At 61.4% G+C, this 26,144-nt stretch carries 22 protein-coding genes and 1 riboswitch; of the genes, 6 read left to right on the top strand and 16 right to left on the bottom strand.

Annotated elements, in window-relative coordinates:
* The 3 genes from PMI26_RS07520 to motA form a co-directional block, all read right to left on the bottom strand.
* A partial coding sequence (locus PMI26_RS07520) for a contractile injection system protein, VgrG/Pvc8 family (RefSeq protein ID WP_007977491.1) occupies nt 1-262 on the bottom strand: 262 nt, incomplete at its 3' end.
* Nucleotides 263-524: 262 nt separating this feature from the next.
* Nucleotides 525-1,571, bottom strand: a complete 1,047-nt coding sequence (gene motB, locus PMI26_RS07525) for a flagellar motor protein MotB (RefSeq protein ID WP_007977490.1) — start codon at nt 1,569-1,571, stop codon at nt 525-527.
* A 3-nt stretch (nt 1,572-1,574) separates the two neighbouring features.
* Nucleotides 1,575-2,426 (bottom strand): flagellar motor stator protein MotA, encoded by an 852-nt coding sequence (gene motA / locus PMI26_RS07530; RefSeq protein WP_007977489.1) that lies wholly within the window; start codon nt 2,424-2,426, stop codon nt 1,575-1,577.
* Between the two features lie 167 nt (nt 2,427-2,593).
* Between motA and PMI26_RS07535 the strand changes: the two genes are divergently transcribed.
* From PMI26_RS07535 to asd, 3 genes are read left to right on the top strand one after another with little or no spacing between them, the layout of a single operon-like run.
* Entirely contained in the window at nt 2,594-4,132 is a 1,539-nt protein-coding gene (locus PMI26_RS07535; RefSeq protein ID WP_007977487.1) for an HDOD domain-containing protein, read from the top strand.
* 42 nt (nt 4,133-4,174) lie between these two features.
* Nucleotides 4,175-4,999, top strand: coding sequence for a rhodanese-like domain-containing protein (locus tag PMI26_RS07540; RefSeq protein WP_007977485.1), 825 nt, complete (start codon nt 4,175-4,177; stop codon nt 4,997-4,999).
* A gap of 9 nt (nt 5,000-5,008) precedes the next feature.
* On the top strand, nt 5,009-5,869 hold the full coding sequence (asd, locus tag PMI26_RS07545) for an archaetidylserine decarboxylase (RefSeq protein WP_007977483.1): 861 nt from the start codon (nt 5,009-5,011) through the stop codon (nt 5,867-5,869).
* 130 nt (nt 5,870-5,999) lie between these two features.
* On the opposite strand, the gene serB is transcribed toward asd, so the two are convergent.
* Nucleotides 6,000-7,214, bottom strand: a complete 1,215-nt coding sequence (serB, locus tag PMI26_RS07550) for a phosphoserine phosphatase SerB (protein ID WP_007977477.1) — start codon at nt 7,212-7,214, stop codon at nt 6,000-6,002.
* A 135-nt stretch (nt 7,215-7,349) separates the two neighbouring features.
* On the opposite strand from serB, the gene PMI26_RS07555 reads away from it, so the two are divergent.
* A complete protein-coding gene (locus PMI26_RS07555; protein WP_007977475.1) occupies nt 7,350-8,867 on the top strand; it encodes an AhpA/YtjB family protein in 1,518 nt (505 codons plus the stop codon).
* A gap of 257 nt (nt 8,868-9,124) precedes the next feature.
* Here the strand turns inward: PMI26_RS07555 and PMI26_RS07560 are convergent, their stop codons facing one another.
* The 9 genes from PMI26_RS07560 to PMI26_RS07600 all read right to left on the bottom strand — a co-directional run bounded on the left by PMI26_RS07560 (nt 9,125) and on the right by PMI26_RS07600 (nt 18,554).
* Nucleotides 9,125-9,838 carry a PqiC family protein gene (locus tag PMI26_RS07560; RefSeq protein ID WP_007977473.1) on the bottom strand — a complete coding sequence of 238 codons (714 nt, stop codon included), beginning with the start codon at nt 9,836-9,838 and terminating at the stop codon, nt 9,125-9,127.
* Nucleotides 9,839-10,013: 175 nt separating this feature from the next.
* On the bottom strand, nt 10,014-12,281 hold the full coding sequence (parC, locus tag PMI26_RS07565) for a DNA topoisomerase IV subunit A (protein WP_007977471.1): 2,268 nt from the start codon (nt 12,279-12,281) through the stop codon (nt 10,014-10,016).
* 7 nt (nt 12,282-12,288) lie between these two features.
* Complete coding sequence (locus PMI26_RS07570) at nt 12,289-12,813, bottom strand: retropepsin-like aspartic protease family protein (RefSeq protein WP_007977469.1); 525 nt, start codon at nt 12,811-12,813, stop codon at nt 12,289-12,291.
* Nucleotides 12,810-13,799: an esterase-like activity of phytase family protein gene (locus PMI26_RS07575; protein ID WP_007977467.1), complete on the bottom strand. Its 990-nt coding sequence runs from the start codon at nt 13,797-13,799 to the stop codon at nt 12,810-12,812. Before PMI26_RS07575 ends, PMI26_RS07570 begins: the two co-directional genes overlap by 4 nt.
* Nucleotides 13,799-15,703 carry a DNA topoisomerase IV subunit B gene (parE, locus tag PMI26_RS07580; protein WP_007977465.1) on the bottom strand — a complete coding sequence of 635 codons (1,905 nt, stop codon included), beginning with the start codon at nt 15,701-15,703 and terminating at the stop codon, nt 13,799-13,801. Before parE ends, PMI26_RS07575 begins: the two co-directional genes overlap by 1 nt.
* A 50-nt stretch (nt 15,704-15,753) precedes the next feature.
* Complete coding sequence (locus PMI26_RS07585) at nt 15,754-16,362, bottom strand: YqiA/YcfP family alpha/beta fold hydrolase (protein WP_007977463.1); 609 nt, start codon at nt 16,360-16,362, stop codon at nt 15,754-15,756.
* Between the two features lie 203 nt (nt 16,363-16,565).
* A complete protein-coding gene (cpdA, locus tag PMI26_RS07590) occupies nt 16,566-17,381 on the bottom strand; it encodes a 3',5'-cyclic-AMP phosphodiesterase (RefSeq protein ID WP_007977462.1) in 816 nt (271 codons plus the stop codon).
* Between the two features lie 112 nt (nt 17,382-17,493).
* Nucleotides 17,494-17,946 (bottom strand): DUF1249 domain-containing protein, encoded by a 453-nt coding sequence (locus PMI26_RS07595; RefSeq protein WP_007977461.1) that lies wholly within the window; start codon nt 17,944-17,946, stop codon nt 17,494-17,496.
* Complete coding sequence (locus PMI26_RS07600; RefSeq protein ID WP_007977460.1) at nt 17,937-18,554, bottom strand: NUDIX domain-containing protein; 618 nt, start codon at nt 18,552-18,554, stop codon at nt 17,937-17,939. The genes PMI26_RS07595 and PMI26_RS07600 overlap by 10 nt, the downstream gene beginning before the upstream one ends.
* A 224-nt stretch (nt 18,555-18,778) precedes the next feature.
* Here PMI26_RS07600 and PMI26_RS07605 point away from each other — a divergent pair, with 224 nt between their 5' ends.
* Nucleotides 18,779-19,525: an RsiV family protein gene (locus PMI26_RS07605; RefSeq protein WP_007977458.1), complete on the top strand. Its 747-nt coding sequence runs from the start codon at nt 18,779-18,781 to the stop codon at nt 19,523-19,525.
* Here PMI26_RS07605 and cytX read toward each other — a convergent pair.
* Both cytX and thiC read right to left on the bottom strand, forming a co-directional pair.
* Nucleotides 19,494-20,786 (bottom strand): putative hydroxymethylpyrimidine transporter CytX, encoded by a 1,293-nt coding sequence (gene cytX / locus PMI26_RS07610; RefSeq protein WP_007977456.1) that lies wholly within the window; start codon nt 20,784-20,786, stop codon nt 19,494-19,496. The genes PMI26_RS07605 and cytX overlap by 32 nt on opposite strands.
* Before the next feature lie 152 nt (nt 20,787-20,938).
* Nucleotides 20,939-22,828 (bottom strand): phosphomethylpyrimidine synthase ThiC, encoded by a 1,890-nt coding sequence (thiC, locus tag PMI26_RS07615; RefSeq protein ID WP_007977453.1) that lies wholly within the window; start codon nt 22,826-22,828, stop codon nt 20,939-20,941.
* A 150-nt stretch (nt 22,829-22,978) separates the two neighbouring features.
* Nucleotides 22,979-23,084: riboswitch (TPP riboswitch) on the bottom strand.
* A 205-nt stretch (nt 23,085-23,289) separates the two neighbouring features.
* On the opposite strand from thiC, the gene PMI26_RS07620 reads away from it, so the two are divergent.
* Nucleotides 23,290-24,729, top strand: coding sequence for a TolC family outer membrane protein (locus tag PMI26_RS07620; RefSeq protein ID WP_007977451.1), 1,440 nt, complete (start codon nt 23,290-23,292; stop codon nt 24,727-24,729).
* A 133-nt stretch (nt 24,730-24,862) separates the two neighbouring features.
* On the opposite strand, the gene waaA is transcribed toward PMI26_RS07620, so the two are convergent.
* Nucleotides 24,863-26,140 (bottom strand): lipid IV(A) 3-deoxy-D-manno-octulosonic acid transferase, encoded by a 1,278-nt coding sequence (gene waaA / locus PMI26_RS07625; RefSeq protein ID WP_007977449.1) that lies wholly within the window; start codon nt 26,138-26,140, stop codon nt 24,863-24,865.
* Nucleotides 26,141-26,144: the final 4 nt, after the last annotated feature.

Genomic DNA, 26,144 nt, shown 5'->3' with positions numbered 1-26,144 from the left:
GGCTGAATCGACTGATGTAGCCGTGAATGTAACGCGCCTCGCCGGTTGCCAATTCAATCTCGAGTGACGCCGGTTGGCCGATCAAGGTCTTGAGTTCCAGTCGCGCATCCTGACTGATCAGCGACAACTCGAAACTGAATAGTGTCGACAAGCCCTCGACGCCGGAAAAATGCTCGAGCAGCAGCTCCTGCGGGTTCGCAATCGGGGAGGTGAACCTGATCAGACGCCGGTTCTGTGGCGAGGATATTTTTGTCAGTTCCATTAACAAGCTTCCTGCGGCATAAGCAACCCGAGGTCGCCCCAGGACCTGCACGTCCATGCTCCTGGCGAAACCCAAAGGCGGCAATTAAGTCGCTTGTGAAATAGCTTGTATGTAGGACGCTTCCTTTTTTAGATGCGGATTTGTCGGCGCGATCGCGATCGACGCAGTGGCCCTGTACGTTTTTTTGTTTTGGGCGGCGGTAGATACGTGGGTACCGGGGGCTTGTCCTGAAGCAGGCGTGAACCTGTTTCAGGACTGGACATCACTGCTTGGGCGCTTCAGCCGGTTTGGCTGGTTCACCCGGTTTCGGCGCCGGATCATCGAACAGGTTCAACCGTTCGCGCAGTTCGTGAGCCGGCAACGGCTCCTTGTCCGCCGGCAACGCATTTGGATCGACCGGTGTGGCCGGCGCGCCGTCCGGAGCAGTCGAACCTTGCGGCGCATCGGGAGCTGGCTCCGCGCCTTGCGAACCTTCGATGGCCCGCTGGGCTTTCTTGGTCAGCACCACGATGTCGATACGGCGGTTGACCGGGTTGAACGGATGCTCGCGATCGAACAACGCCGACGAGGCATAACCGACCACGCGCGCCACCTGTGCATCCGGATAGCTGCCCGCCACCAGCGCACGCCGTGCGGCGTTGGCACGGTTGGCCGAGAGCTCCCAGTTACCGAAATCACCAGTGCCGGTGTATGGCTTGGCATCGGTGTGGCCGCTGATGCTGATCTTGTTCGGCACCGCCTTGATGGTGTCGGCCATGGCCAGCAGGATGTCTTCGAAATACGGTTTCAAGCGTGCTGAGCCCGAGTCGAACATCGGGCGATTTTCCGCGTCCATGATCTGGATGCGCAGGCCGTCCTGAGTGATCTCGAACAGGATCTGATCCTTGAACTTCTGCATCTGCGGGTTTTCTTCGACCTTGTTCTGCAGTTCCTGCAGCAGCAGCTCGAGGCGCTCCTTTTCGACCTGCTCGGCCATGCCTTCGACCTGGTCGGTATCGATGGTGATCTTGTCCGGCTGCGGCTGGGACTTGACCTCGGGGTTGAGGGTGTTTTCCGGCGCCATGGTCGGCGTGCCGCCCAGATCGATGATGTACGGCGTACCGCTTTCGGAAAAGCCGATCGGGTCCTTGAAGTAACCGGCGATGGCGATCTTCTGTTCCGGCGTGGCGGTGGACAGCAGCCACAACACCAGGAAGAACGCCATCATCGCCGTGGCGAAGTCCGCGAAGGCGATCTTCCAGGAGCCCCCGTGATGCCCGCCCCCGTACTTTTTGACGCGCTTGATGATTATCGGCTGGTTATTTTCCATAACTTAACGACCGCGAACCGCTTGTTCCAGCTCGGCGAAGCTTGGACGGTGAGCCGGGTACAGAACCTTGCGACCGAACTCCACAGCCAGCGATGGCGGCATGCCGGAGGCCGAGGCGACCAGCGAGGCTTTGATGGCTTCGTAGACGTTCAATTCTTCCTTGGCATCGTGACCCAGGGCATGCGCCAGGGGACCGAAGAAACCGTAGGCGGCGAGAATACCGAAGAAGGTACCGACCAGTGCCGCACCGACGTGCAGGCCGATGGACTTCTGGTCGCCATCACCCAGCGAAGCCATGGTGACCACGATACCCAGTACCGCCGCGACGATACCGAAGCCCGGCATGGCGTCAGCAACGCCGTTCACTGCGTGGGACGGGTGGTCCAGGTCTTCCTTGAGGCTGGCCAGTTCCATGTCGAACAGATTTTCAAGTTCGTGGGGAGCCATGTTGCCGGAGGACATGATGCGCAGGTAATCACAGACGAACGCGGTCATGCGCTCGTCCTTGAGTACCGTTGGATACTTGGCGAAGATCGGACTCGCGGCGGCGTCTTCGATATCACCTTCAATCGCCATCATGCCTTCGCGGCGACTCTTGTTGAGGATCTCGTAGATCAGCCCCAGCACTTCCAGATAAAACGCGTGGTTGAAACGCGAACTGAACATTCCCAAGGCTTTCTTGAGAACGTGCATCGTCATATGACCAGGGTTGGCCTGAAGGAATGCGCCGAGCGCCGCACCGCCGATGATCATCACCTCGAAAGGCTGGATCAGGGCGGCAATCTTGCCGTGGGAAAGCACGTATCCGCCAAGCACGCTCGCGAATACGACGATGATGCCGATAATTTTAGCCATAGGTTAGGAGAGCACTTACTGAGTCGGGTTCAAGGTCATATTCGGAAGTTAAAAAATCTCTTCTTCTACTTATCGGCAAAACTGCGCCAGACTATAGCCAGTTCAGGCGAAAAGCTAATTTGACCCCCTCCGGGCACAGGTATTGTTGACGATGATCGCCTCCCACCATGGTTAACGAAACGAACGTTCCAACACCAAAACCGACGACGCTCGAAGGCTGGGTCAAGCTGCTCGATGGCGTACGCCTGCCGGTTCCGCAAGCCAGCCACGACCGGGTCTGCAAGGCCATCCGCGACAATCGCAGCTCGCTGCGCGATATCGCCGACCTCATGCAAGGCAGCCCCGCCCTGGCCTTGAGCGTGATTCGCGAAGCCAACCGGCACACCCACGGCGGCATGACCGAGCCTGCGGAAAACCTTGAGGTTGCGATCAATCGCCTCGGCCTCAAACGCACCGAAGAACTGCTCGCGCGGCTGCCCGCCAAACCCCAGTCCGAGATCCCCAAAGCCTTGCGTCAGCTGCAGATGATCAGCCAGCACGCCACGCAACAGGCCAACGGTTTTTTTGCCAGTCGCCTGGCTCGCCTGTGGCAGGACATCCACTGGGGCAGCCTGCTGTTTCTTTCGCCCCTGTGGCCTTTGGCGCTGACCCATCCAGAACTGCTCGAAGACTGGGAACTGCGGGTCATCCATAAAGGTAAGTCGGCACGTAAAGTCGAAAAGCAATTGTTTGGCGTACGCCTGCTGGACATCGGCCAGGCGCTGGTGGAGGTCTGGCGCTTGCCGATCTGGGTGCAACAGGGCTATCGCCTGTTGCTCACCGAGCAGCGGGAGCTGGTGAAAGTCCTGCGCATCGCCCGTGACAGCGAGCACCCGTTGCGCCAGCAGAACCGTCTCGATGACGATCCGACCCTGCGCCGCTGGCTCAATCAACCGGCCAATACCGTGCTGCTGGCCAACGGGCTGGCGCTGTCGGCACAACACGCCTGGGACAGCCCGCACAGTGAACGCTGGCAGTACCTGACCAGCCTCTACCTGCAAATGCCGATGGATGAGGTGCAACAACAACTGCACCAGCAAGCCGCCAACAGCGCGCGCCATCATGCCATGCCCGACCTCTGGCACCCCGCCGAATCGCTGATCTGGCCGTGGGGCATGAATCGTGTCCACTCAGGTTTGCTACCGGCCGCGGCACCCACCGCCGAAGATCTGGCGAAATGGCGCAAGCAATGCGCCGAATTGCTGGCCGAGCCGAGTCGGTTCACCAACGCCATGCACCTGACCATTGCCGCCCGTGATGCTCTGGTGGCCTGCGGCATGCGTCGGGTGATGATCCTGATGGCCGACCGTACCCACGCCAACCTGCGTGTGCACCAGACGGCCGGCCTGGCGAAAGAAGCAGCCGGGCTGAACTACGTGGTGAGCCAGAGCAACGTATTGCAACGCCTGCTCGCGCAACAGGCCCAGGTCCGCCTGACGCCGGCCAACAACGCGCAATTCTCGGCCCTGCTGCCCAACAGCCTGCGCTCACAGTTCAGCGGCGAACACCTGCTGCTGCGCTCGCTGGCCAACAATGGCCGGGTGATCATGATCGTCGTGGCGGATCAGGGCGGCGGGCCGTTTTCGGAAATTTCCGTACAGGCCTTCGGCAAAACCGCGCAGTGCATCGAGAAAGCCCTGCACAGCTTTAGCCACCGTGGCCAATAAGGCTGCGCTACAATCCTCCCTTTTGTGCTCTGGAGACCTCACATGTCTGACTTCTCTGGCTTGCCGCTGGTGATCGAGCCGAGCGACTTGCTCCCTCGCCTCGACGCCCGCGAACTGATTCTGGTGGACTTGACCAGTCCCGCCCGCTACGCCGAGGGGCACATTCCCGGCGCGCGCTTTGTCGATCCGAAACGCACGCAGCTGGGGCAGGCACCCGCCCCGGGCCTGATGCCCCCGCAGGCAGCACTCGAAACACTGTTTGGCGAGCTGGGACACAATCCCGATGCGGTCTATGTCGTGTATGACGATGAAGGCGGCGGTTGGGCCGGGCGCTTTATCTGGCTGCTGGACGTCATCGGCCACAGCAAGTACCACTATGTCGACGGTGGTCTGACGGCCTGGCTGGCGGAAGGCTTGCCCATGTCGATCCAGATCCCGCCAGCCGTGGGCGCCCCAGTTTCTCTGACCTTGCACGACGAACCCACCGCCACCCGCGAGTACCTGCAAAGCCGCCTCGGCGCCGCCGACCTGGCGATCTGGGACGCACGCGGGCCACTGGAGTATTCCGGCGAGAAAGTCCTGGCAGCCAAGGGCGGGCACATTCCCGGTGCGGTCAATTTCGAATGGACCGCCGGCATGGATCAGTCGCGCCAGCTGCGCATCCGCACCGACATGCCGCAGATCCTCGAACAACTCGGGATCAGCAAAGACAAAGAAGTGATTACCCACTGCCAGACCCACCACCGCTCTGGCTTCACCTATCTGGTGGCCAAGGCTCTCGGTTATCCGCGGGTCAAGGGCTACGCCGGCTCCTGGGGCGAATGGGGCAACCATCCCGATACCCCGGTAGAAATTCAAGATTTTTAAGGACTGTTAATGAACAAGCGTCTGTTTCTCCTCGGCCAGTACCTGCTGCCCCACAACTTGCTCTCGCGACTGGCCGGCTGCATCGCCGAATGCCGCGTGCGCTGGTTCAAGAATGCCTTTACCGCCTGGTTCGCCAAGCGCTATCAGGTGGACATGTCCCAGGCGCTGGTCGAAGACCTGACTGCCTACGAGCACTTCAACGCGTTCTTCACCCGCGCACTGAAAGACGGTGCCCGTCCGCTGGACGAAACGCCGGGTGCGGTCCTCAGCCCGGCCGACGGCGCGATCAGCCAGCTCGGCCCGATCGAACACGGTCGTATTTTCCAGGCCAAGGGCCACAGCTTCAGCGTGCTGGAACTGTTGGGTGGCGATGCGGCGAATGCTGCGCCGTTCATGGGCGGTGACTTCGCGACCATCTACCTGTCGCCGAAGGACTACCACCGCGTGCACATGCCGCTGGCCGGCACCCTGCGCGAGATGGTCTACATCCCGGGTCGTCTGTTCTCGGTCAACCAGACCACCGCTGAAAACGTTCCGGAACTGTTCGCCCGCAACGAGCGCGTGGCGTGCATTTTCGACACCGAGCGCGGCCCGATGGCCGTGGTGCTGGTGGGCGCGATGATCGTGGCCTCGATTGAAACCGTCTGGGCCGGCCTGGTCACGCCGCCGAAACGCGAGCTGAAAACCTTCCGCTACAACGAAGCCGCTCGCGCGCCGATCCATCTGGAAAAAGGTGCGGAACTGGGCCGCTTCAAGCTGGGTTCGACCGCCGTCGTGCTGTTCGGGCCGGATCAGGTGAAGTGGGCTGAGGAGATGACTGCGGGCACAGCGGTGCAGATGGGCCAGGGCATGGGCTCACCAAAAGCCTGATAGACACCGCCATTCACTGTAGGAGCGAGCCTGCTCGCGATGGACGTTAACGATGACGCGGGCATTCTGAATGCCCGCGTCGCTCTCAGGTTCATCGCGAGCAGGCTCGCTCCTACAGTGGGTTTGCGTGTTACAGCTGGCCGTCGCGATCGCGGAAGCCCAGCAGGTACAGCACGCCATCCAGGCCCAGCGTCGAAATCGCCTGCTTAGCCGACTGTTTGACCAGCGGCTTGGCGCGGAACGCCACGCCCAACCCGGCAATCGCCAGCATCGGCAAGTCATTGGCACCGTCGCCGACCGCAATGGTCTGCTCCAGGCGCAAGCCTTCCTTGTGTGCCAGTTCCTTCAGCAAATCCGCCTTGCGCTGCGCATCGACAATCGGCTCGACCGCCACGCCGGTGACCTTGCCGTCGACCACTTCCAGTTCGTTGGCGAACACATAGTCGATTCCCAACTTGGCCTGCAGTTGCTTGGCGAAGTAGGTGAAGCCGCCCGACAGGATCGCAGTCTTGTAACCCAGGCGCTTGAGTTCGGCGAACAGGGTTTCCGCCCCTTCGGTCAGGCGCAACGAAGCACCGATGGAGTCCAGCACGCCAACGTCCAGACCTTTGAGCAGGGCCAGGCGCTCCTTGAAGCTGGCGCGGAAGTCCAGTTCGCCGGCCATTGCCCGCTCGGTGATTTCCGAAACCTTGTCACCCACGCCAGCCGCCTTGGCCAGTTCATCGATCACTTCGGCTTCGATCAGGGTCGAGTCCATGTCGAACACCGCCAGGCGACGATTGCGACGGAACAGCGAGTCTTCCTGGAAGGCGATGTCGACGTTCAGTTCCTGGGCGACGCTGAGGAATTCGGCCCGCAGCGCCTGCGGATCAGCCGCCTCGCCACGCACGGAAAACTCGATGCAGCCCTTGCCCTTGTCGGCCGGGGTGTCCAGCGGCATGCGCCCGGACAGACGATCGATGTGGTCGATGTTCAGGCCATATTTGGCAGTGATCGAACTCACGGCCTGCAACTGCCCGGCTGTCACCTTGCGGGTCAACAGGGTCACGATGTGGCGCTTTTTGCCCTGGTTGCCGACCCACTGCTGGTAATCCTGTTCGGACACCGGCGTGAAACGCACCTGTTGATCGAGCTCGTAGCCCTTGAACAGGATGTCCTTGAGCACGGACTTGCCTTGCTCGGTGTCGGGAATTTCAACCAGGATGCCGAACGACAAGGTGTCGTGGATCACCGCCTGACCGATGTCGAGAATGTTCACACCACCCTGGGCCAGAACGCCGGTAATGGCCGCAGTCAGACCCGGACGGTCGACTCCCGTGATGTTTATCAGGACGATTTCGCGCAAGGCGCACCCCCGCAGGTGGAAAAAAACCGCATTCTACCCACTTTCAGTGACCATCGGGCACCGTGAGCGCTTTGACGGTCTAGGGCCTGTCGCTATACTGCGCGTCAACTTCACGGACAAAAGAGCCGAGCTCAAGTGAACCGGCCCACGCCAGTAAAAACCGATAACTTCTTCCTGCTGATCTTCCGGGCACTGCGCCACCGCCGTGTACCGATTGCATTGCGCATCGCCAGCCATAACGTGATCCTGGTCGCCCTGGCCCTGGTCATCTATGCCGGTGTGATGGGCCTGCAGTTCAAGCAGGCCATGCACGAGCAGGCGGATGCGCTGGGCGAAAGCCTGACGACGCAGACGGCCACTTCGGCCACGGAGCTGTTGGTGTCCAACGACATCCTCAGCCTCAATGTGCTGCTCAATAACCTGACCAAGAACAAGCTGGTGGCCCACGCCGCCATCTACAGCCCGGACAACCGCATCCTTGCCGAATCCGGCCAGCGCCCCAAGCATGGCCTGCTGGGCGAGGCCGAAGGCATGTACCAGAGCAAGATCACCTTCCAGGACGTGACCGCCGGGCAGTTGCGCATCAGCCTGGACATGGATCAGTTCCAGCAGCCGATGACCATCAGCCTGCAAAGCATGGGCATCCTCAGCGCCATCCTGTTGGCCCTGTCCCTGGCCCTGAGCCTGCGCATGGGGCGTTATCTCTCGACGCCCCTGCTGCAATTGCGGGTGTGGCTGCGCAATATCGATGAATACACCCCGGCCACCGACCGCCAGGACGAAATCGGCGACCTGGCGCGTCAGCTGCACGCCAACTTCGCCCCGGAGCCCGCCCCTGTGCCGGAACCGAAGCCGGAATTCGACGACGCCGATGACGAGGCCGACCCGGCCTTCGAAGTCCGCAACCTGCGCGATCCGAGTTTCGACGAGAGCCGCCCGGTCGCGGCGCTCAAGCCAGCGCCACGGCAGATCGTCAGCACCGTCGAAGACGACGATGACGAGGACCCGTTCGCCGACCTGCGCGACGAGTCGCTGGACAGCACCCCGCAACCGGTGATTCGCAAGGCCACGCCGAGCGTGCCGCAACACAGCGCGGTACTGGCGGTGCAGCTGGGCTCCCAGGAGCAACTGCGACGCTTGCCGCGGGCGCGCCTTGAAGAACTGCTGGAGCGCTATCGCGATTGCCTCGACCAGGCCGCATCGCTGTATCAAGGCGAAGTGGAGACCTTGAACGATGGCAGCACGCTGATGTTGTTCCACACCGAAGACAGTGGCGACGATTACCTGACCAACGCCATTTGCTGTGGCGAGTTGCTACGGGCCTTGGGCCACCAGCTGCAGATCGAAGTCGCGGACAGCGGCATCACCCTGCAATTGCAGCTGGGCCTGACCCTGGGCGACGAACTGTTCGGCCTGAGCCAGATCGACCTGTTGCTGACCGACTCCGCCCAGGACGCCCTGGCCCTGTCGCAGCACAGCCGCAACCTGCTGCTGGTGGAGCGCAGGATCAGCGACGACGCCTTGATCCGCCAGCGCGCACGGATCCGCCCGATTGCCAGCCCTGAAGGTGCATGCTGCGTGGAGCGGTTGATGGAGCCGTATCCATCGATGCTGGAGCGGCAATTGGCGCGGATGCACGAGCGCCGGGCTTAAACCTTAGGCCCGGCCACAATGAAGCCCGCAGATGAGTGATCGTCTGCGGGCTTTTTTGTTGTCTGTACCTACGCCTTCGCGAGCAAGCCCGCTCCCACAGGTTCAGGGGTGTTCACATAATTTGTGTACGACACGGACACTGTGGGAGCGGGCTTGCCCGCGAAGAGGCCGGAACTGACGCCAGATATCCCCAGCCGGCAGAAACAATAAAGCCCGCACAAGGCGGGCTTTATTGGGGGAACAGCTTCAGTCCAGACTTAGAAGCGAAACACTTCCATATCCGTACGAATAGGCGCAGCCATCGGGATCTTCGGCTGCTTCTCCTGTTCTACCGCAGGTGCAGCCGCCTTGGCTGGCGCTTTACGCGGGGCTTCGGCGATCGGCGGCTGATTGGCCAGCGGCTTGAGCGCCACCGACAATTGCTCTGCCAGGCGTTGCAGCAACACGCCCTGCGCCTGAACCTGAGCCGCCGTACTACCGGCATGCTGTTCCTGCAAATGGATGATGCGATTATCACGGACCTGTCCGCGACGGTCGATCAGGCGCCATTGCGCATCGAGGATCGCCGGTTGCTTTGCACCCGAATCCAGGCGAGTGATGGTCAGCAGCACCTGAACGTCCGGGGTGAACCCCAATGTTGCCGGGGCCAACACTACGCGCTGGCTGTCCAGGTGACCTGCGACCTGACGCAGCAGCAACTGATCGATATCCGACGAAAGGCTGCCAGCCCAACGACCGTCGGTCGCTGCTTGCAAGCTGCCATCCGGCTGACGCTGCAACAGGGTTTCGCGCTGCAGGTAGTCGGCCACGGTGACCGGGCCCAACAATACCGCCATGCCCGCGTTCTGTGCAGGCTGAACCGGGTTTCCAGCGTCCAGCTGATACAGCGACACCGGTTGGTGAACGCTGCAACCCGCCAGGCCAAGAATGCCGGCGAGCATAAGAATAAAAGGAAGGCGCAGAGCAGTCATCGTCCCATCCAGGTGATCAATAAAAGGCTGATCACAGTGAAAATACTCAATAAATATGAAGAACGCGCGGCAGTGCCGGCGCTTGAAAGGCCATATCATCCGTGAATATGCGTTCCGACTCCAGCGCAAAGCGCCGAACTACGGGTTAAATCGTAGTTCGGCGCTTCTAAGTCGCCTAATTCAGGTTTTCGACGAGCAGCGCATCTACCCGCTGGAAGCCACGCGGCAACTTGTTGCCACGACGGCCACGTTCACCTTTGTAGTGTTCGAGGTCGTCCGTTTTCAGTGACAAGGTACGTTTCCCGGCCTGCAACACCAATGTTGCACCGTCCGGCAATACGGCGATGTCCGTCACATACTCTTCGCGACTGGCCACTCGCTCACCGGGAATCCCGATGATCTTGTTGCCTTTGCCTTTCCCTAATTGTGGCAGGTCGCTGATCTTGAAGATCAACAGGCGACCTTCGGTCGTCACCGACGCCAGCCAGTTCTGCTCACGATCGGCCACAGGGCGCGGCAGCATGACCTTGGCGTTGTTCGGCAGGCTCAACAGGGCCTTGCCCGCCTTGTTCTTGGCTTGCAGGTCCTCGCCCTTGACCACGAAACCGTAGCCGGCGTCGGAGGCAATCACGTACAACGCGTCATCTTCGGGCATCAGCACGCATTCGAAACTCGCACCTGGCGGCGGCGTCAGGCGACCGGTCAGCGGTTCGCCCTGGCCACGGGCCGACGGCAAGGTGTGGGCGGCCACCGAGTAACTGCGGCCGGTGGAGTCGATAAACACGGCAAACTGGTTGGAGCGCCCGGCGGCCAGCGCCTTGAAACCGTCTCCGGCCTTGTAGGAAAGCCCGGTGGCATCGATCTCGTGGCCTTTGGCGGAGCGAATCCAGCCTTTTTCCGACAGTACGACCGTCACTTTCTCGTTCGGCAGCAGATCGTGCTCGGTCAGGGCCTTGGCCTCGGCGCGCTCGACAATCGGCGAACGACGGTCGTCGCCGTAGGTTTCGGCGTCCTTGATCAGCTCGGTGCGCACCAGCTTTTTCAGCTTGGCTTCGCTGCTCAGCAGGGCTTGCAGCTTGGCTTGTTCCTTGAGCAGTTCATCCTGCTCGGCACGCAGCTTCATCTCTTCCAGTCGCGCCAACTGACGCAAACGGGTGTCGAGGATGTAGTCGGCCTGGATCTCGCTCAGGGCGAAGCGTTCGATCAGTTTGGCCCGTGGCTGTTCCTCGGTACGGATGATGTGGATCACTTCATCCAGATTGAGGTAGGCAATCAGCAAACCGTCCAACAGGTGCAGGCGACGCTCGACCTTGTCGAGGCGGAATTGCAGGCGACGACGCACGGTCTGCACCCGGAACTCCAGCCATTCGACCAGCAACGCGCGCAGGTTTTTCAGCTGCGGCTTGCCGTCCAGGCCGATGATGTTGATGTTGACCCGGTAGCTCGACTCCAGCTCGGTGCTGGCGAACAGGTGTTGCATCAAGGCATCGTGGTCGAAGTTCTTGCGCGCCCCCGGAATGATCACGATCCGGCACGGGTTTTCGTGGTCGGATTCGTCGCGCAGGTCGGCGATTTGCGGGGCCTTGGACGGCTTGGCCTGCATCATCGCGGCGATCTGTTCCAGCACCTTGGCGCCCGAGACCTGATGTGGCAACGCGGTGACGATGATGTCGCCGTCTTCGATGTGATACACGGCACGCATGCGCACCGAACCGCGACCGGTTTCGTAGATTTTCAGCAGGTCGGCGCGCGGGGTGATGATTTCAGCTTCGGTCGGGTAGTCCGGGCCCTGGATGTGTTCACAGAGCTGTTCGACCGTGGCCTTGGGCTCATCGAGCAAACGCACGCACGCCGTGGCGACTTCGCGCAGGTTGTGCGGCGGCACGTCGGTGGCCATGCCCACGGCGATGCCGGTGGTGCCGTTGAGCAGAATGTTCGGCAAACGGGCCGGCAGGACCAGCGGCTCGTCCAGCGTGCCGTCGAAGTTCGGCCCCCAGTCCGCCGTGCCTTGGCCCAGCTCGCTGAGCAGCACTTCGGAATAACGCGACAGCCGCGCTTCAGTGTAACGCATGGCGGCGAAGGATTTGGGATCATCCGGCGCACCCCAGTTGCCCTGGCCGTCGACCAGCGTGTAGCGATAGCTGAACGGCTGGGCCATCAGGACCATGGCTTCGTAGCAGGCCGAGTCGCCGTGGGGGTGGAATTTACCGAGCACGTCACCGACGGTACGCGCCGATTTCTTGTGCTTGGAATCGGCGTCCAGCCCCAGCTCGCTCATGGCGTAGACGATACGCCGCTGTACCGGTTTCAGACCGTCGCCGATATGCGGCAGGGCACGGTCCATGATCACGTACATGGAGTAGTTGAGGTAGGCATTTTCGGTGAAGTCAGCCAATGACCGGCGTTCTACACCGTCCAGGCTGAGATCAAGGGAGTCGCTCATGCGGGCCTCATCGGTTCGTTGTCTGGCGCAGCAGCATGGTGCCACCGCGCTGGGTAAATTCAAGTTTGTTCAGTGCGCTCATGCCGAGCAACACCTGATCGCCGTGCAGCCCCGGGGCCACCAGCGCGCGCACATCCCGCAGCACGATGTCGCCCAGTTGCAGGCGTTCAATACGGGTGCGGTAGCCCTGGCTCAGGCCATTGGCCGTACTCAGGGTCACGCCGAATCCTTCTTCGAGCTTCAAACGCTTGGCCAGGTCCGCCGGAATCGACACATCGGTCGCCCCGGTATCGAGCATGAAGTCCACCGGCTGGCCGTTGATCTGACCGCTGGCAACGAAATGCCCCTGCACATTGCTAACCAGTTTCACCTCGATGAAACCTTCGCCCTGCTCCGAGCTGACCACCACGTTCGGGTTTTGCTGCCGTGCTTCCCACTGGCCGAAAAACCGCGTGGCCAGAAACAGCGCTGCGCACCAGGCCAGCACCATGAACACCCGGCCGATGCGCTGCCCCGGCGTTTGTCGGCTCATGGCTTGGCACTCCAGCCACCTTCCGGCGCAGCGAAACGCCAGACCACCGGACGCACTTCGCCATCGACACGGGCGCCAAAATTGTTGTCAACGCCAATCCAGGCGCCATCGGCATCCACGACCAACGCTTCTTCCAGCCCGTAGTTCTGTGGATAACGCCGGTTTTCCTGCAATAACTCGGCGGCGTACGACCAGCAGCGCTCGACCCTGGCCGTCTGCGGATCCCGGCGACAAATCTGATAGGCGTTGCGTTCAAGGGTGAACAGCTTGCCGTTGAACAGCGACAGGTCAGAGAAATCCTGCGAGACAGCTTTGGCGTGGGGAAACTGCTCGGGTTGCATTTCCATGCCCGCCTCGCTCAGCAGCACGCAGCCACCGTCGCAATCCCACAACGTCTGTTTGCGCTTGACCATCAGCAGCCCGCGACCTTGGCGCTCGGCGGCGAGCCACATCTGATCGCCCGCCGGATTGACCGCCAGCCCTTCGAACAGCGCATTGAATTGCAGTAACAGACCTCTGGCCCGTGCCTCGCGAACCATCATCGGCGAAATTTTCAACCAGGTAGCAGGCCCCGTTGGCGGCACTTGCAAGACAGCGGCATGGCCTTCGCTGACGATGTAGCGATTGCCGGCGCGGTCGCAAGTGATGCCTTCGAAGTCCAGATCGCCGCCACGCACGAACGAAGCCCCCCAGACACTAGACTTCAACCCCCAGGGCAAGCCGCTGTCGGGCACCGGCGGCACGTCAATGTGCACCGCTTCGGCCTGCCAGGCAGGTCCGCGGGTATCGAGGCGATAGATCTGGTCATCGTCGCGGTCGGAAACTGCCCACAGGTCTTTGCCGCACTGCGCCAGCCCGGACAGGTTGCCGCCGCGCATGCTGTCGACGACATGCCCGGACAACAGACGCAGCTGTGGCGCCGGCTCGGCAGATACCGAAATCGACGTCAGCAGCAACGCACAGGTCAGGGCAAAGCCCAGACGCATCAGCCCAGTACCTCGGCCAGGTTGCCCTTGGACTCCAGCCAGGTCTTGCGATCACCGGCGCGTTTCTTCGCCAGCAGCATGTCCATCATTTCCGAGGTAGCCTCGAAATCTTCCAGGGTCAACTGCACCAGACGCCGAGTGTTCGGGTCCATAGTGGTCTCGCGAAGCTGCGGCGGGTTCATTTCACCCAGCCCTTTGAATCGGGTGACCTGCGGCTTGCCGCGCTTCTTCTCGGCCACCAGACGATCGAGGATGCCGTCGCGTTCGGCTTCATCCAGGGCGTAGTAGATTTCCTTGCCCAGGTCGATGCGGTACAGCGGCGGCATGGCCACGTAGACGTGACCGGCATCTACCAGCGGGCGGAAGTGCTGGACGAACAAGGCGCACAGCAAAGTCGCGATGTGCAGACCGTCGGAGTCGGCGTCGGCGAGGATGCAGATTTTGCCGTAACGCAGCTGGCTCATGTCGGCAGCGCCCGGATCGACACCGATCGCCACGGCGATATTGTGCACTTCCTGGCTGGCCAGCACTTCGCTGCCGTCGACTTCCCAGGTGTTGAGGATCTTGCCGCGCAGCGGCAGGATCGCCTGGAACTCTTTGTCCCGCGCCTGCTTGGCCGAGCCGCCGGCGGAATCACCTTCCACCAGGAACAGCTCGGAACGCATCGGGTCCTGCCCGGCACAGTCGGCCAGCTTGCCCGGCAGCGCAGGGCCCTGGGTAATGCGTTTGCGCTCGACCTTCTTGCTGGCCTTGAGGCGACGGCCGGCGTTGTTGATCGCCAGTTCCGCCAGCAGCATGCCGGTTTCCGGGTGAGCGTTGAGCCACAGGCTGAACGCATCCTTGACCACACCGGAGACGAACGCCGCCGCTTCACGGGACGACAGGCGCTCCTTGGTCTGGCCGGAGAATTGCGGCTCCTGCATCTTCATCGACAGTACGAAGGCAATGCGTTCCCAGACGTCTTCCGGCGCCAGCTTCACGCCGCGCGGCAACAGGCTGCGGAATTCGCAGAACTCGCGCATGGCGTCGAGCAGACCTTGGCGCAAGCCGTTGACGTGGGTACCGCCCTGGGCGGTCGGGATCAGGTTGACGTAGCTTTCCTGTACCGCGTCGCCACCTTCGGGCAGCCACAGCAGCGCCCAATCCACCGCTTCCTTATTACCGGCCAGGCTGCCGCAGAACGGCTCGTCCGGCAGGCGCTCGAATTCGCTGACCGCGTCTACCAGGTAGGAACGCAGGCCGTCTTCGTAATGCCATTCGACTTTTTCGCCGGTGGCCTTGTCTTCAAAGCTGACCAGCAACCCCGGGCACAACACGGCCTTGGCCTTGAGCACGTGCTTGAGGCGGCTGATGGAGAATTTCGGGGAGTCGAAGTATTTCGGATCCGGTGCGAAGAACACACTGGTGCCGGTGTTGCGTTTGCCGACAGTGCCGACGATCTCCAGTTCGGTAGCCTTGTAGCCATCCTTGAAGGTCATCTGGTACTCGTTGCCGTCACGCTTGACCCGCACCCGCACTTCGGTGGACAAGGCGTTGACCACGGAAATACCCACCCCGTGCAAACCGCCGGAGAACTGGTAGTTCTTGTTGGAGAACTTGCCACCGGCATGAAGCTTGGTGAGGATCAACTCGACGCCCGAAACACCTTCCTCGGGGTGAATGTCCACCGGCATGCCACGGCCGTCATCGCTGACTTCCAGGGAATGGTCAGCATGCAGGATCACCTGTACCGATGAGGCATGCCCGGCCAGGGCTTCGTCGACACTGTTGTCGATGACTTCCTGGGCAAGGTGGTTCGGCCGACTGGTGTCGGTGTACATGCCGGGGCGTTTGCGCACCGGGTCGAGGCCCGAGAGGACTTCGATGGCGTCGGCGTTATAAGAGCTAGCGCTGGGAGTGGCCATGGGGTCTCGTCGTCAGTGTTCGGTGAAAAAAGAATTCATGGGGCTATCGCTCACAATGCGCTGAAATCGATTGCCTGATACAAATCGGCGCCGATGCCGGCAAAACTCAACATGGCCGGCAGTCGCGTGGCAAAACCCTGGAAACTGTGGTCGCCACCGGCCTGGATACGCAAGGCGCATGCCCGGTAATACTGCTGGGCGAGACGATAGTCCAACGTTTCGTCAGCTGTCTGCAACCATACCTGATAACGCTGCGGATCCCGGGGTGCCGGCACTTCCAGCTCGGCCAGGGCCGTCACGTGGTCGTGGGTCAATTCCCAGGCCTCCTCGGTATACAGGTTTTTCTGCGTCCCCAGATAGCCGTCGAACATCCGGTGCGGGCTGACGGCAGGGTTGATCAACAGGGCTTTCAAGCCATGGCGCTCGGCCAGGTGAGTGGCATAGTAGCCGCCGAGGGAGCTGCCGACCAGCAGTGGCCGCCCCAGTTCGGCGATCGCCTGCTCCAGCTGCTCGATAGCCTGGCGCGGGTGGTGGTGCAATGCCGGAACGCGCAACTGTTCACTCAGGCCCAGACGTTCCATCACCTCGACCAACTGGCAGGCCTTCTTCGACAACGGCGAGCTGTTGAAGCCGTGGATATAAAGGATCGAACCGGACATTTGAGTTCCCTGTGCGTCGGCTAAAGAGGCGGAGTTTACAGGGACTCTGGGGAATCGGGGATATCCGCGAAATTCGAGGTATCTTTGAAGACGTCATCGCGAGCAAGCTCGCTCCCACAGGGGATTTGTGAATGACGCAGATCCAATGTGGGAGCGGGCTTGCTCGCGAAGGGCGCGCCCCGGTTTTCCAGAAAAATGAAAAATCAGTAGCCGTTGGAACCGTAATCTACGGTGAAATCGAACCCGGTGACCCGCTCCACACCGGTTTCCAGCCCCCCATCGGGCAGCAGTCGCAACCAGCGATACCCCGGCGCCTGTTCCCCGACCTTGAAATCCTCGCTGCCCGGCTCGAACTGGATGCAGGTCGAGGGCGAGGCAATCAATCGCACGCCATTGCGCCTCTGATCGATTTCCTGGTGCACATGCCCCCACAACACCGCGCGAACCTGTTCGAAACGGTCCAGCACGGCGAACAACGCCTCAGGATTGCGCAGGCCAATCGGTTCCATCCAGGCACAACCAATGGACACCGGGTGATGGTGGAAGCACACCAGATGATGGCGTTCCGGCGCTTCGCTCAGCGAGCGGGCGAGCAACTGCAGCTGTTCATCCTGCAAATATCCCGGCACCGAGCCCGGCACCGCCGAATCGAGCATCGTGACCCGCCAGTTGCCGATATCCACCACAGGTTCGAGCAAAGCGCTCTGCACCGCCGCCTCGGCCATGATCTGCGGCTCATCGTGATTGCCGGGAATCCAGCGTGCCGGCGCATCGAGCTGGCGCGTCATCTCGCGAAATTGCCGATAGGACGCCAGCGTCCCGTCCTGGGACAGATCACCGGTGGCCAGGATCAAATCGATCTGCGGCTGTTGCGCGCGCACCAGTTCGATGACCTTTTGCAGGCTGTCACGGGTGTTCATGCCCAGCAACGCAGCGTCCGCTTCGGCAAACAGATGGCTGTCGGAGAGTTGCACCAGCAACGCCGGATCGGCGGTGGTCAATGTGGATACGCTCGGCAAGGCGTTCTCCCAGGGCGTGATCACGGGGATGGGTAAGTGCCGCAATTATGCTGGGGGACGATCGAAAGGGGAAATCCGTGAACCTGACGCAGTTCACAACTGCGCTTCACGGTTAACGTACGACTTCGTACTCATGCCCCAGCGCCAGGCAATGGCTCAGCCATTCGCCCAGAAACATGTTCAGCTGGGCTTTTTCGTCCGGCTGGTGCATCGAGGCGTTCGGGTAAGGATAGATGCCGCGAAAGCGTCGTGCATGTTCGGCGCTGACCACTTCGGCCATGCGCGCGTCGTGATAGACCTGCACTTCCAGTTGCGGCACCGGCAGCCATGGCAGGCTGTGTTCCTGGCGCACTTGCAGAGTCGTGGTGTAAGGACAGGTCAGCAATACCTCCAGGGCCAGCACGCCGAGCATCTGGTCGCCATGGGTCACGGCGATGCGCCGCGCGGCAGGCTCGCTGCGCATGTCCGGCAGCAGTCGCATCAGGCGCGCGTAGTTCGCCTCGCAGGACGCTTGCAGCCCCACCAGGTCTACCCGATAGCGATCGCGCAGCTTGTTTACGACCATAACCCCCTCACTTCAACGCGGTTCAAAGCCAGCCATTGCAAGGCAATGATGCTCGCCGCGTTGGCAATACGCCCGTCGCGCACGGCTTGCAGGGCATCTTCGAAAGCCCAGACCGTGACGCGGATGTCTTCTGCCTCTTCCTCCAGCCCATGCAGGCCGCCAACCCCGGTAGTGTCACAACGCCCCAGGTACAAATGCACGAATTCGTTACTGCCGCCCGGCGATGGAAAATATTTGAGCATCGGCCAGAGCGCCCCGATTTCCAGCCCAGCTTCCTCCTGCGCTTCGCGGTGAGCAACTGCTTCCGGCACTTCATCCTTGTCGATCAGACCAGCGACCAGTTCGATCAGCCACGGGTTGTCGGCCTTGCCCATGGCGCCGACGCGAAACTGCTCGATCAGCACCACTTCATCGCGCTGCGGATCGTAAGGCAACATGCAGACCGCATCATGGCGAACGAACACTTCACGATTGATCTCACGGCTCATGCCACCGGCGAACAATTCGTGGCGCAAGTGCACGCGTTCGAGCTTGTAGAAACCCTCGTAGCATTTTTCGCGCCGCACGATATCAACGGCGGTCGGAATGGCGTTGGCAAAATCCGTCATGACAATCCTCGTGACTGCGAATCCTGAACGAGGCTCCTATCTTCCTGGGCCTCGACTTCGCGCCATCCTAACGCGCCCGCGATGTTTGATGCAGCCCCTTTCCCGTCAGCGGGATGGACGGTGAAGGCGAAACCCTCTCTAATTAGCTTAGTGGCGAACTGATTGCTTTGTTGAGAGTCGAAGCCGGTAACTTTTTGCCTTCCCCTGTTTCAGAAAGGACGCCCATGTCGCTTTTCAAAATCGCCTCCGTGGCCGCCATCGCCTTGACCCTGGGCGCTTGCGCGAGCCTGTTCCAGCCCACCTACCGGACGCCGCTGGAAACCACCCGCGACGCTTCCGAGCAACTCAAGCCCGGTTGCAGCAACCCGGAGTGCCCGCTGGTCAACATCGACACCCTGCACTTTCCGGACGAGCCTGCCCTGGACGGCATCATCGAAAAACGCCTGCTGCAAATGACCCGCACCTCGCCCGACGCGCCGGTCGCCCCGACCCTGGCAGCCTATCGCGAAGAGTTTTTGCGCACCGCCGGCCCGCGCAACAGCAGCTATCTGCAGGCAAAGGTACGTGAGCAGCATGACGGCTTGGTGATCATCGAATTGTCCAGCTACCTGGACACCGGCGGCGCCCATGGCACACCTGGGCGGGGTTTCATCAACTACTCGCGCCAGCAGCATAAAGTGCTGACGTTGTCTGACATGTTGGTGCCGGGACAGGAAGACGCGTTCTGGAAAGCCGCGCAAGTGGCGCACAACAGCTGGCTGATCAGCACCAAGCTCGATCAGGAACCGGAGTTCGTGAAGAGCTGGCCGTTCCAGAAAACCCAGAACGTGGCGCTGACCTACGGCGGGGTGATCCTCAAGTACGAAACCAGCACCATTGCGCCTTACGCGCTGGGCCATGTCGAACTGAAGATCCCCTACCCTCGCCTGAACGGCATCATCAAGCCCGAGCTGTTTCCCGGCCGTAACTGAAGGCCCGGCCCAGCACCAGCTGCAGCAACCCTGCCAGGACCAGCGCCGGCAGGGTCGCCCCCACGTCCGGATACAGGTTGGCGAGCAGATGGTAAGTGCTGATCCCACCCAGCCAGGCCAGCAGCGCCGGCCAGCGCAAAGCGGCTGAAGCCACCTGGCCACTGCGCTTGCGCAGGATGAAGTGGTCCACCAGCACCACGCCGAACAACGGCGCAAACACCGAACCGATCAGCAGCAGGAAGTTCTGGTACTGGGCCAATGGTGCCAGCAGGGCAATCAGCGTACAGATAACGCCGATGGCCAAGGCGAGATGCTCGACTTTGGCACGCAACAGAATCCCGCTGGACACCGCTGCCGAGTGAATATCGGCAAAGGCGTTTTCCGATTCATCCAGAAGAATCAGCAGCAGCGGAATCCCCAGGCCGGCACCGGCCAGCGCCAGCAGCAACGCATTGACTTCACCGCTCGGCGCGAATGCCAAGGTGTAGGCCACACCCAGGCTCATCAGCCAGAAGTTACCGATAAAGAATCCGATGGCCGTGCCACCGAAGACGTTTTTCGCCCGCTTGCCGAACCGCGAGTAGTCGGCGATCAGCGGCAGCCAGGACAGCGGCATGGCAATGGCGATGTCGAAACCCACGGCAAACGGCATCGAACCGTCACCGGCCTGGGCCCACAATGCAGCCAGGTCAGCCTTGGCGAACAGGTTCCAGGTCAGCCAGATGCACGCGGCCAGCAGCAGCCAGATACCCCACTTGCGCAGGATCTGCCGGACGAAAGTCAGCGGGCCACTGACCGCCAACAGGGTCGCCAGGGCGCCGAAGAACAGGGTCCAGAGCAGCGGATTGGACAGCAGGCTGCCTTCGCTGAAGGCCTTCGCGCCCAACAGGCTGGCGGCATCGCGCATGACAATGATTTCGAACGAACCCCAACCGATCAGTTGCAGCAGGTTCAGCACCGCCGGCAGGCTCGCCCCCTTGGCACCGAGGCTGAGCTTGAGCGCGGCCATCGACGACAAGCCGGTGTCACTGCCAATCACCCCGACCGCCGCCAGCAGCAGAACGCCGACCAGGGTGCCGAGGAAAATCGCCAGCAACGAACCGGACAGGCCCAGGCCCGGTGCGAGCAATGCGCCGGTCTGCAACACCATCAGGCCGATGCCGAGGGAGAACCACAGGGAAAACAGATCGCGACCGCCGAACACACGTTTGTCGGTTGGCACCGCGATGTCGGGGGAGTAAGTGCTGGGTTGAATGCTCAAAGGTGTTATCTCAGAGGGACATTTGTTGTTGTTAAGATCGCCATCGCGAGCAAGCTCGCTCCCACATTGGACCTGTGCCGTTCACAAATCCCCTGTGGGAGCGAGCTTGCTCGCGATGGCGGCAGTGCAAGCACCGCCGACCTCAGGTCAGATCAAACTTTCTTGTACAGCTGACTGCCTTCCTGCTTGAAGCGCTCGGCCTGTTCGGCCATGCCCTGGGCGACGTCCACGTCGACCGCTTCGATCCGTTGGTTGGCCGCATACTCGCGGACTTCCTGGGTGATTTTCATCGAGCAGAACTTCGGCCCGCACATCGAGCAGAAGTGCGCGACCTTGGCCGAATCCTTCGGCAGGGTTTCGTCGTGATACGAGCGCGCGGTGTCCGGATCGAGGCCCAGGTTGAACTGGTCTTCCCAGCGGAACTCGAAACGCGCCTTGCTCAAGGCATTGTCGCGGATCTGTGCGCCCGGGTGCCCCTTCGCCAGATCGGCGGCGTGCGCGGCGATCTTGTAGGTGATGATCCCGGTCTTCACGTCATCCTTGTTCGGCAGCCCCAAGTGCTCCTTCGGCGTCACGTAGCAGAGCATGGCGCAACCGAACCAGCCGATCATTGCCGCACCGATGCCCGAGGTGATGTGGTCGTAGCCCGGCGCGATGTCGGTGGTCAGCGGGCCGAGGGTGTAGAACGGCGCCTCGTCGCAGCACTCCAGCTGCTTGTCCATGTTCTCCTTGATCAACTGCATCGGCACGTGCCCCGGACCTTCGATCATGCACTGCACGTCGTGTTTCCAGGCAATCTTGGTCAGCTCGCCGAGGGTTTCCAGCTCGCCGAACTGCGCTTCGTCGTTGGCGTCGGCAATCGAGCCCGGACGCAGGCCGTCGCCCAGCGAGAAGCTGACGTCGTAGGCCTTCATGATTTCGCAGATTTCGTCGAAATGGGTGTAGAGGAAGTTCTCTTTGTGGTGCGCCAGGCACCATTTGGCCATGATCGAACCGCCACGGGACACGATGCCGGTCACACGCTTGGCGGTCATCGGTACGTAGCGCAGCAACACGCCGGCGTGGATGGTGAAGTAGTCGACGCCCTGCTCGGCCTGTTCGATCAGCGTGTCGCGGAACAGCTCCCAGGTCAGGTCTTCGGCCACACCGTTGACCTTCTCCAGCGCCTGGTAGATCGGCACTGTACCGATCGGCACCGGCGAGTTGCGGATGATCCACTCACGGGTTTCGTGAATGTGCTTGCCGGTGGACAGGTCCATGACCGTGTCCGAACCCCAGCGAATGCCCCAGGTCAGTTTCGCCACTTCTTCTTCGATGGACGAACCCAGGGCGCTGTTGCCGATGTTGCCGTTGATCTTCACCAGGAAGTTACGGCCGATGATCATCGGTTCCAGTTCGGTGTGGTTGATGTTGGCCGGGATGATCGCGCGGCCGCGGGCGATTTCTTCGCGGACGAATTCAGGGGTGATTTCTTTCGGGATGCTCGCGCCGAAGCTGTGGCCGGCGTGCTGTTGCTTCAACAGGCCGGCGGCGCGGGCCTCTTGCAGCTTCATGTTTTCGCGGATGGCGACGTATTCCATCTCGGCGGTGATGATGCCTTTGCGCGCGTAGTGCATCTGGCTGACGTTGGCCCCGGCCTTGGCGCGGCGCGGGTTGTTCACGTGGGCAAAGCGCAGTTTGGTCAGCTCTGGATCGGCAAGGCGCTCCTGACCGAAGTTCGAGCTCAGGCCACTCAGGCGTTCAGTGTCACCACGGTCGTCGATCCACGCCGAACGCACGTCGCCCAGGCCTTTACGCACGTCAATCACCACGTTGGGATCGGTGTAGGGACCCGAGGTATCGTAGACAGTCACCGGGGCGTTGATTTCGCCACCGAAGTCAGTCGGCGTCACGTCCAGGGTGATTTCGCGCATCGGCACGCGGATGTCCGGACGAGAGCCCTGGACGTAGACTTTTTGCGAACGGGTAAAAGGTTGAACCGACTGCTCATCGACCTTGGCCGATTCACTGAGGTTGATCGCGTTTTTTGCTTTTATGGTCATCACGGGCTCTCCAGACAGCATCCAGGCAGTGGATTGTCGGAGCAGAACCTGAAAGGCACGGACGCACCAGGACTGGTGCTGTGCGTCGTCACACAGGGAGCGTTCGATTGTCGAACAATTTCCCGGACGAAGCACAAGAGGACTCGCCGGGTGACGAGAAATCTTGTTCCCTACGCAGGCGCTAACCTGATCAGGTTCAACGGGATCCGAAATTATTCGATCTCAGCCTCATAGCAAGGCACCCCGACAAGAACCCGGCCAGTCTAGACACAACTGGCAAAGAACGCCAACCCCCCGGCAAATAGCATGATGAATGGCGTAATAACACGCAGTATCAGGATTGTTGCCCCCCCAATGCGCAACTACACTCGCTACGCTGAGCCGCGCATTGACGCTGTCGAAGCAGGGCCTTAGCCTTGGCGCTCAAATTACCTTTGTAATATCAATTCTAGGGATCGTCTATGCTGCGCAAACTCTCACTGGCCCTTGCCGTGTCTTGTGCGTCCAACGGATTGGCCTGGGCAGCAGATGCGCCCTTATCGAACAAGAACGACCTCGTCAGCGTTTATCAGGAAGCCGTCAACAACAACGCCGATCTGGCGGCGGCCATCGCCCAATACGGCGCGCAGAAGGAAGTCGTGCCCCAGGCCCGCGCCGGGCTGCTGCCGAACCTCTCGGGCGGTGCGAATGTTTCCGAGGTGCGTACGTCGCTCGATCAACCTTCGGGCACGTCCAACCGCGATGCTCATTCCTACCAGGCCACTTTGGCGCAGCCGCTGTTCCGGGCTGACCGCTGGTTCCAGTTCCAGGCCGCCAAGGAAGTCAATGAACAGGCCGCCCTGCAACTCTCGGCGACCGAGCAGAACCTGATCCTGCAAACCGCCGACAGCTATTTCAACGTGCTGCGCACCCAGGACAACCTGGCCTCGACCAAGGCCGAAGAAGCGGCGTTCAAGCGCCAGCTCGATCAATCCAACGAGCGTTTCGATGTCGGCCTCTCGGACAAGACCGACGTATTGAACTCACAGGCCAGCTACGATACCGCGCGCGCCAACCGCATCGTTGCGCAGCGCCAGGTGGACGACGCCTTTGAAGCATTGATCACCCTGACCAACCGTCAGTACAACTCGATCTGGGGCATCAGCCATAACCTGCCAATCCTGCCGCCGGTACCGAACGACGCCAAGGCCTGGGTCGAAACCGCGGGCAGGCAGAACCTCAATCTGCTGGCCAGCAACTATGCCGTCAGCGCCGCCGAGCAAACCCTCAAGCAACGCAAGTCCGGGCACTTGCCAACGGTTGATGCGATCGCCAAGTACGAGAAAGGCGACAACGATGCACTGGGCTTCAGCAACCCGAACAACCTTCCCCAGGCGTACGGCGGCGACGTCGATCAAACCACCGTCGGCCTGCAACTGAACATCCCGATCTACAGCGGAGGCCTGATCAACTCCCAGGTGCGTCAGTCGTATGCACAACTGGACCAGACCGAGCAGCAACGCGAAGCCCTGCGCCGCAGCATCGTGGAAAACACCCGCGACCTGCACCGCGCGGTGAACACCGATGTCGAGCAGGTACAGGCGCGCAAGCAATCGATCATCTCCAACCAGAGTGCGGTGGAAGCGACTGAAATCGGCTATCAGGTGGGTACGCGAAACATCGTCGACGTGCTGGATGCGCAGCGCTCGCTCTACAACTCGGTGCGCGACTACAACAACACCCGCTACGACTACATCCTCGACAACCTGCGCTTGAAGCAACAGGCCGGCACGTTGAATCCGGGGGACCTGCAAAACCTCGCACGCTGGCTCAATCCCAACTACAACCCGGACAAGGATTTCCTGCCACCGGATCTGGCCAAGGCGGCAGCAGAGCAGTTGAAAGCGCGGCCGGAGCAGTAAAAGCAAAAGCTTCGCGAGCAAGCCCGCTCCCACATTGAACTATTGTCGTACACAAAACCTGTGCTCACAGAAGATCCAATGTGGGAGCGGCGGTGCGACGATTCGACTTGCTCGCGAATGAAGGCAGCGCGGTCTACCGCTCGATCAACCGCCCCAATCCGTCCAGCAAGCGCTGCAACGCCCCCTGGTTGGCGCGCATCACCTTCAACCCGGCCACTGCCATGCGCTGTGCATCACGGGGCAGTTCGAACAGCCGCTGCACCGCAATCGCCAACCCTTCGGCATCGTCCACCTCCTGCAAAGCCCCGGCACTGCGCAACTGCGCAGCAATTTCGAGGAAGTTGAAAAGATGCGGCCCGCTCAGCACCGGTTTGGCCAGGGCCGCCGGCTCCAGCAGGTTATGCCCGCCGTTCGGCACCAGGCTGCCGCCGACGAAAGCACTGTCAGCCAGGGCGTAGAGAAACAGCAACTCGCCCATGGTGTCGCCCAGCAACACTGAAGTATCGGCACTGACCGCGTCGCCACTGGAGCGCCGGACGGTGGCAAACCCTTGTTGCTGGCACAGCCCGTACACCGAATTGAAGCGTTCCGGATGACGCGGTACCAGAATCAGCAACGCATCGGGGTGACTGGCCAGCAATTGACGATGAGCCGCCAGCACGACCTCGTCTTCGCCGTCATGGGTACTGGCCGCGATCCACACCGGTCGCTCCAGCGCCTGCCATTGCCCGCGCAACTGACTGGCGCGCTCGAGCAGTTGCGGGTCGATGGTCAGGTCGAACTTGATCGAACCGGTGACCTCGATGGTTTCCGGCCGCGCACCCAGATCACGCAAGCGTTGGGCTTCGGCCTCGGTCTGCACCGCGAACAGGCTCATCTCGGCCAGCATCGGTTGGGTCAATTTACGGAAGCGGCCATAGCCCCTGGCCGAACGCTCGGACAGTCGTGCATTGGCCAGCGCTACGGGAATCCCGCGTTTGGCACATTGATGGATATGGTTAGGCCACAGCTCGGTTTCCATGATCACCGCCAGTTTTGGCCGGACCCGATCGAGGAAGCGCCGGGCGGCGCACGGCAAATCGTAAGGCAGATAGCAGTGCTGGATGCGCGGCTCATTGGCAAACAGGGCCAGGATGCGTTCCGAACCGGTCGGCGTCATGCAGGTCACGGTGATCGGCAGAGTCGGGTAACGCGCCAGCAAGGCGCGGATCATCGGCGCGGCAGCAATGCTTTCGCCCACCGACACGGCATGCACCCAGATGCCGCCCGGCTTCATCGCCGGCATCCCATAGGAGAAGCGCTCGCCGATGCGCTTGGCATACGCTGGCGCCTTGCGCGCGCGCAGCCAAAGCCGAATCGCTACCAGTGGCAGCCCCAGATAAAACAGCGCGGTATAGAGAGTTCTATTCATGGCG

Origin of the sequence: Pseudomonas sp. GM33, assembly GCF_000282295.1 — a bacterium.
In the GTDB taxonomy this organism is placed as follows: Bacteria; Pseudomonadota; Gammaproteobacteria; order Pseudomonadales; family Pseudomonadaceae; genus Aquipseudomonas; species Aquipseudomonas laurylsulfatiphila.
This window is presented reverse-complemented; position numbering and strand designations above follow the sequence as displayed.

What these genes read in the sequence shown, in the direction of transcription:
- motB (WP_007977490.1), bottom strand. Translation starts at nt 1,571, where the DNA reads ATGGAAAATAACCAGCCGATAATCATCAAGCGCGTCAAAAAGTACGGG.
- motA (WP_007977489.1), bottom strand. Translation starts at nt 2,426, where the DNA reads ATGGCTAAAATTATCGGCATCATCGTCGTATTCGCGAGCGTGCTTGGC.
- PMI26_RS07535 (WP_007977487.1), top strand. Translation starts at nt 2,594, where the DNA reads ATGGTTAACGAAACGAACGTTCCAACACCAAAACCGACGACGCTCGAA.
- PMI26_RS07540 (WP_007977485.1), top strand. Translation starts at nt 4,175, where the DNA reads ATGTCTGACTTCTCTGGCTTGCCGCTGGTGATCGAGCCGAGCGACTTG.
- asd (WP_007977483.1), top strand. Translation starts at nt 5,009, where the DNA reads ATGAACAAGCGTCTGTTTCTCCTCGGCCAGTACCTGCTGCCCCACAAC.
- PMI26_RS07560 (WP_007977473.1), bottom strand. Translation starts at nt 9,838, where the DNA reads ATGACTGCTCTGCGCCTTCCTTTTATTCTTATGCTCGCCGGCATTCTT.
- parC (WP_007977471.1), bottom strand. Translation starts at nt 12,281, where the DNA reads ATGAGCGACTCCCTTGATCTCAGCCTGGACGGTGTAGAACGCCGGTCA.
- PMI26_RS07570 (WP_007977469.1), bottom strand. Translation starts at nt 12,813, where the DNA reads ATGAGCCGACAAACGCCGGGGCAGCGCATCGGCCGGGTGTTCATGGTG.
- PMI26_RS07575 (WP_007977467.1), bottom strand. Translation starts at nt 13,799, where the DNA reads ATGCGTCTGGGCTTTGCCCTGACCTGTGCGTTGCTGCTGACGTCGATT.
- parE (WP_007977465.1), bottom strand. Translation starts at nt 15,703, where the DNA reads ATGGCCACTCCCAGCGCTAGCTCTTATAACGCCGACGCCATCGAAGTC.
- PMI26_RS07585 (WP_007977463.1), bottom strand. Translation starts at nt 16,362, where the DNA reads ATGTCCGGTTCGATCCTTTATATCCACGGCTTCAACAGCTCGCCGTTG.
- PMI26_RS07595 (WP_007977461.1), bottom strand. Translation starts at nt 17,946, where the DNA reads ATGGTCGTAAACAAGCTGCGCGATCGCTATCGGGTAGACCTGGTGGGG.
- PMI26_RS07600 (WP_007977460.1), bottom strand. Translation starts at nt 18,554, where the DNA reads ATGACGGATTTTGCCAACGCCATTCCGACCGCCGTTGATATCGTGCGG.
- PMI26_RS07605 (WP_007977458.1), top strand. Translation starts at nt 18,779, where the DNA reads ATGTCGCTTTTCAAAATCGCCTCCGTGGCCGCCATCGCCTTGACCCTG.
- thiC (WP_007977453.1), bottom strand. Translation starts at nt 22,828, where the DNA reads ATGACCATAAAAGCAAAAAACGCGATCAACCTCAGTGAATCGGCCAAG.
- PMI26_RS07620 (WP_007977451.1), top strand. Translation starts at nt 23,290, where the DNA reads ATGCTGCGCAAACTCTCACTGGCCCTTGCCGTGTCTTGTGCGTCCAAC.
- waaA (WP_007977449.1), bottom strand. Translation starts at nt 26,140, where the DNA reads ATGAATAGAACTCTCTATACCGCGCTGTTTTATCTGGGGCTGCCACTG.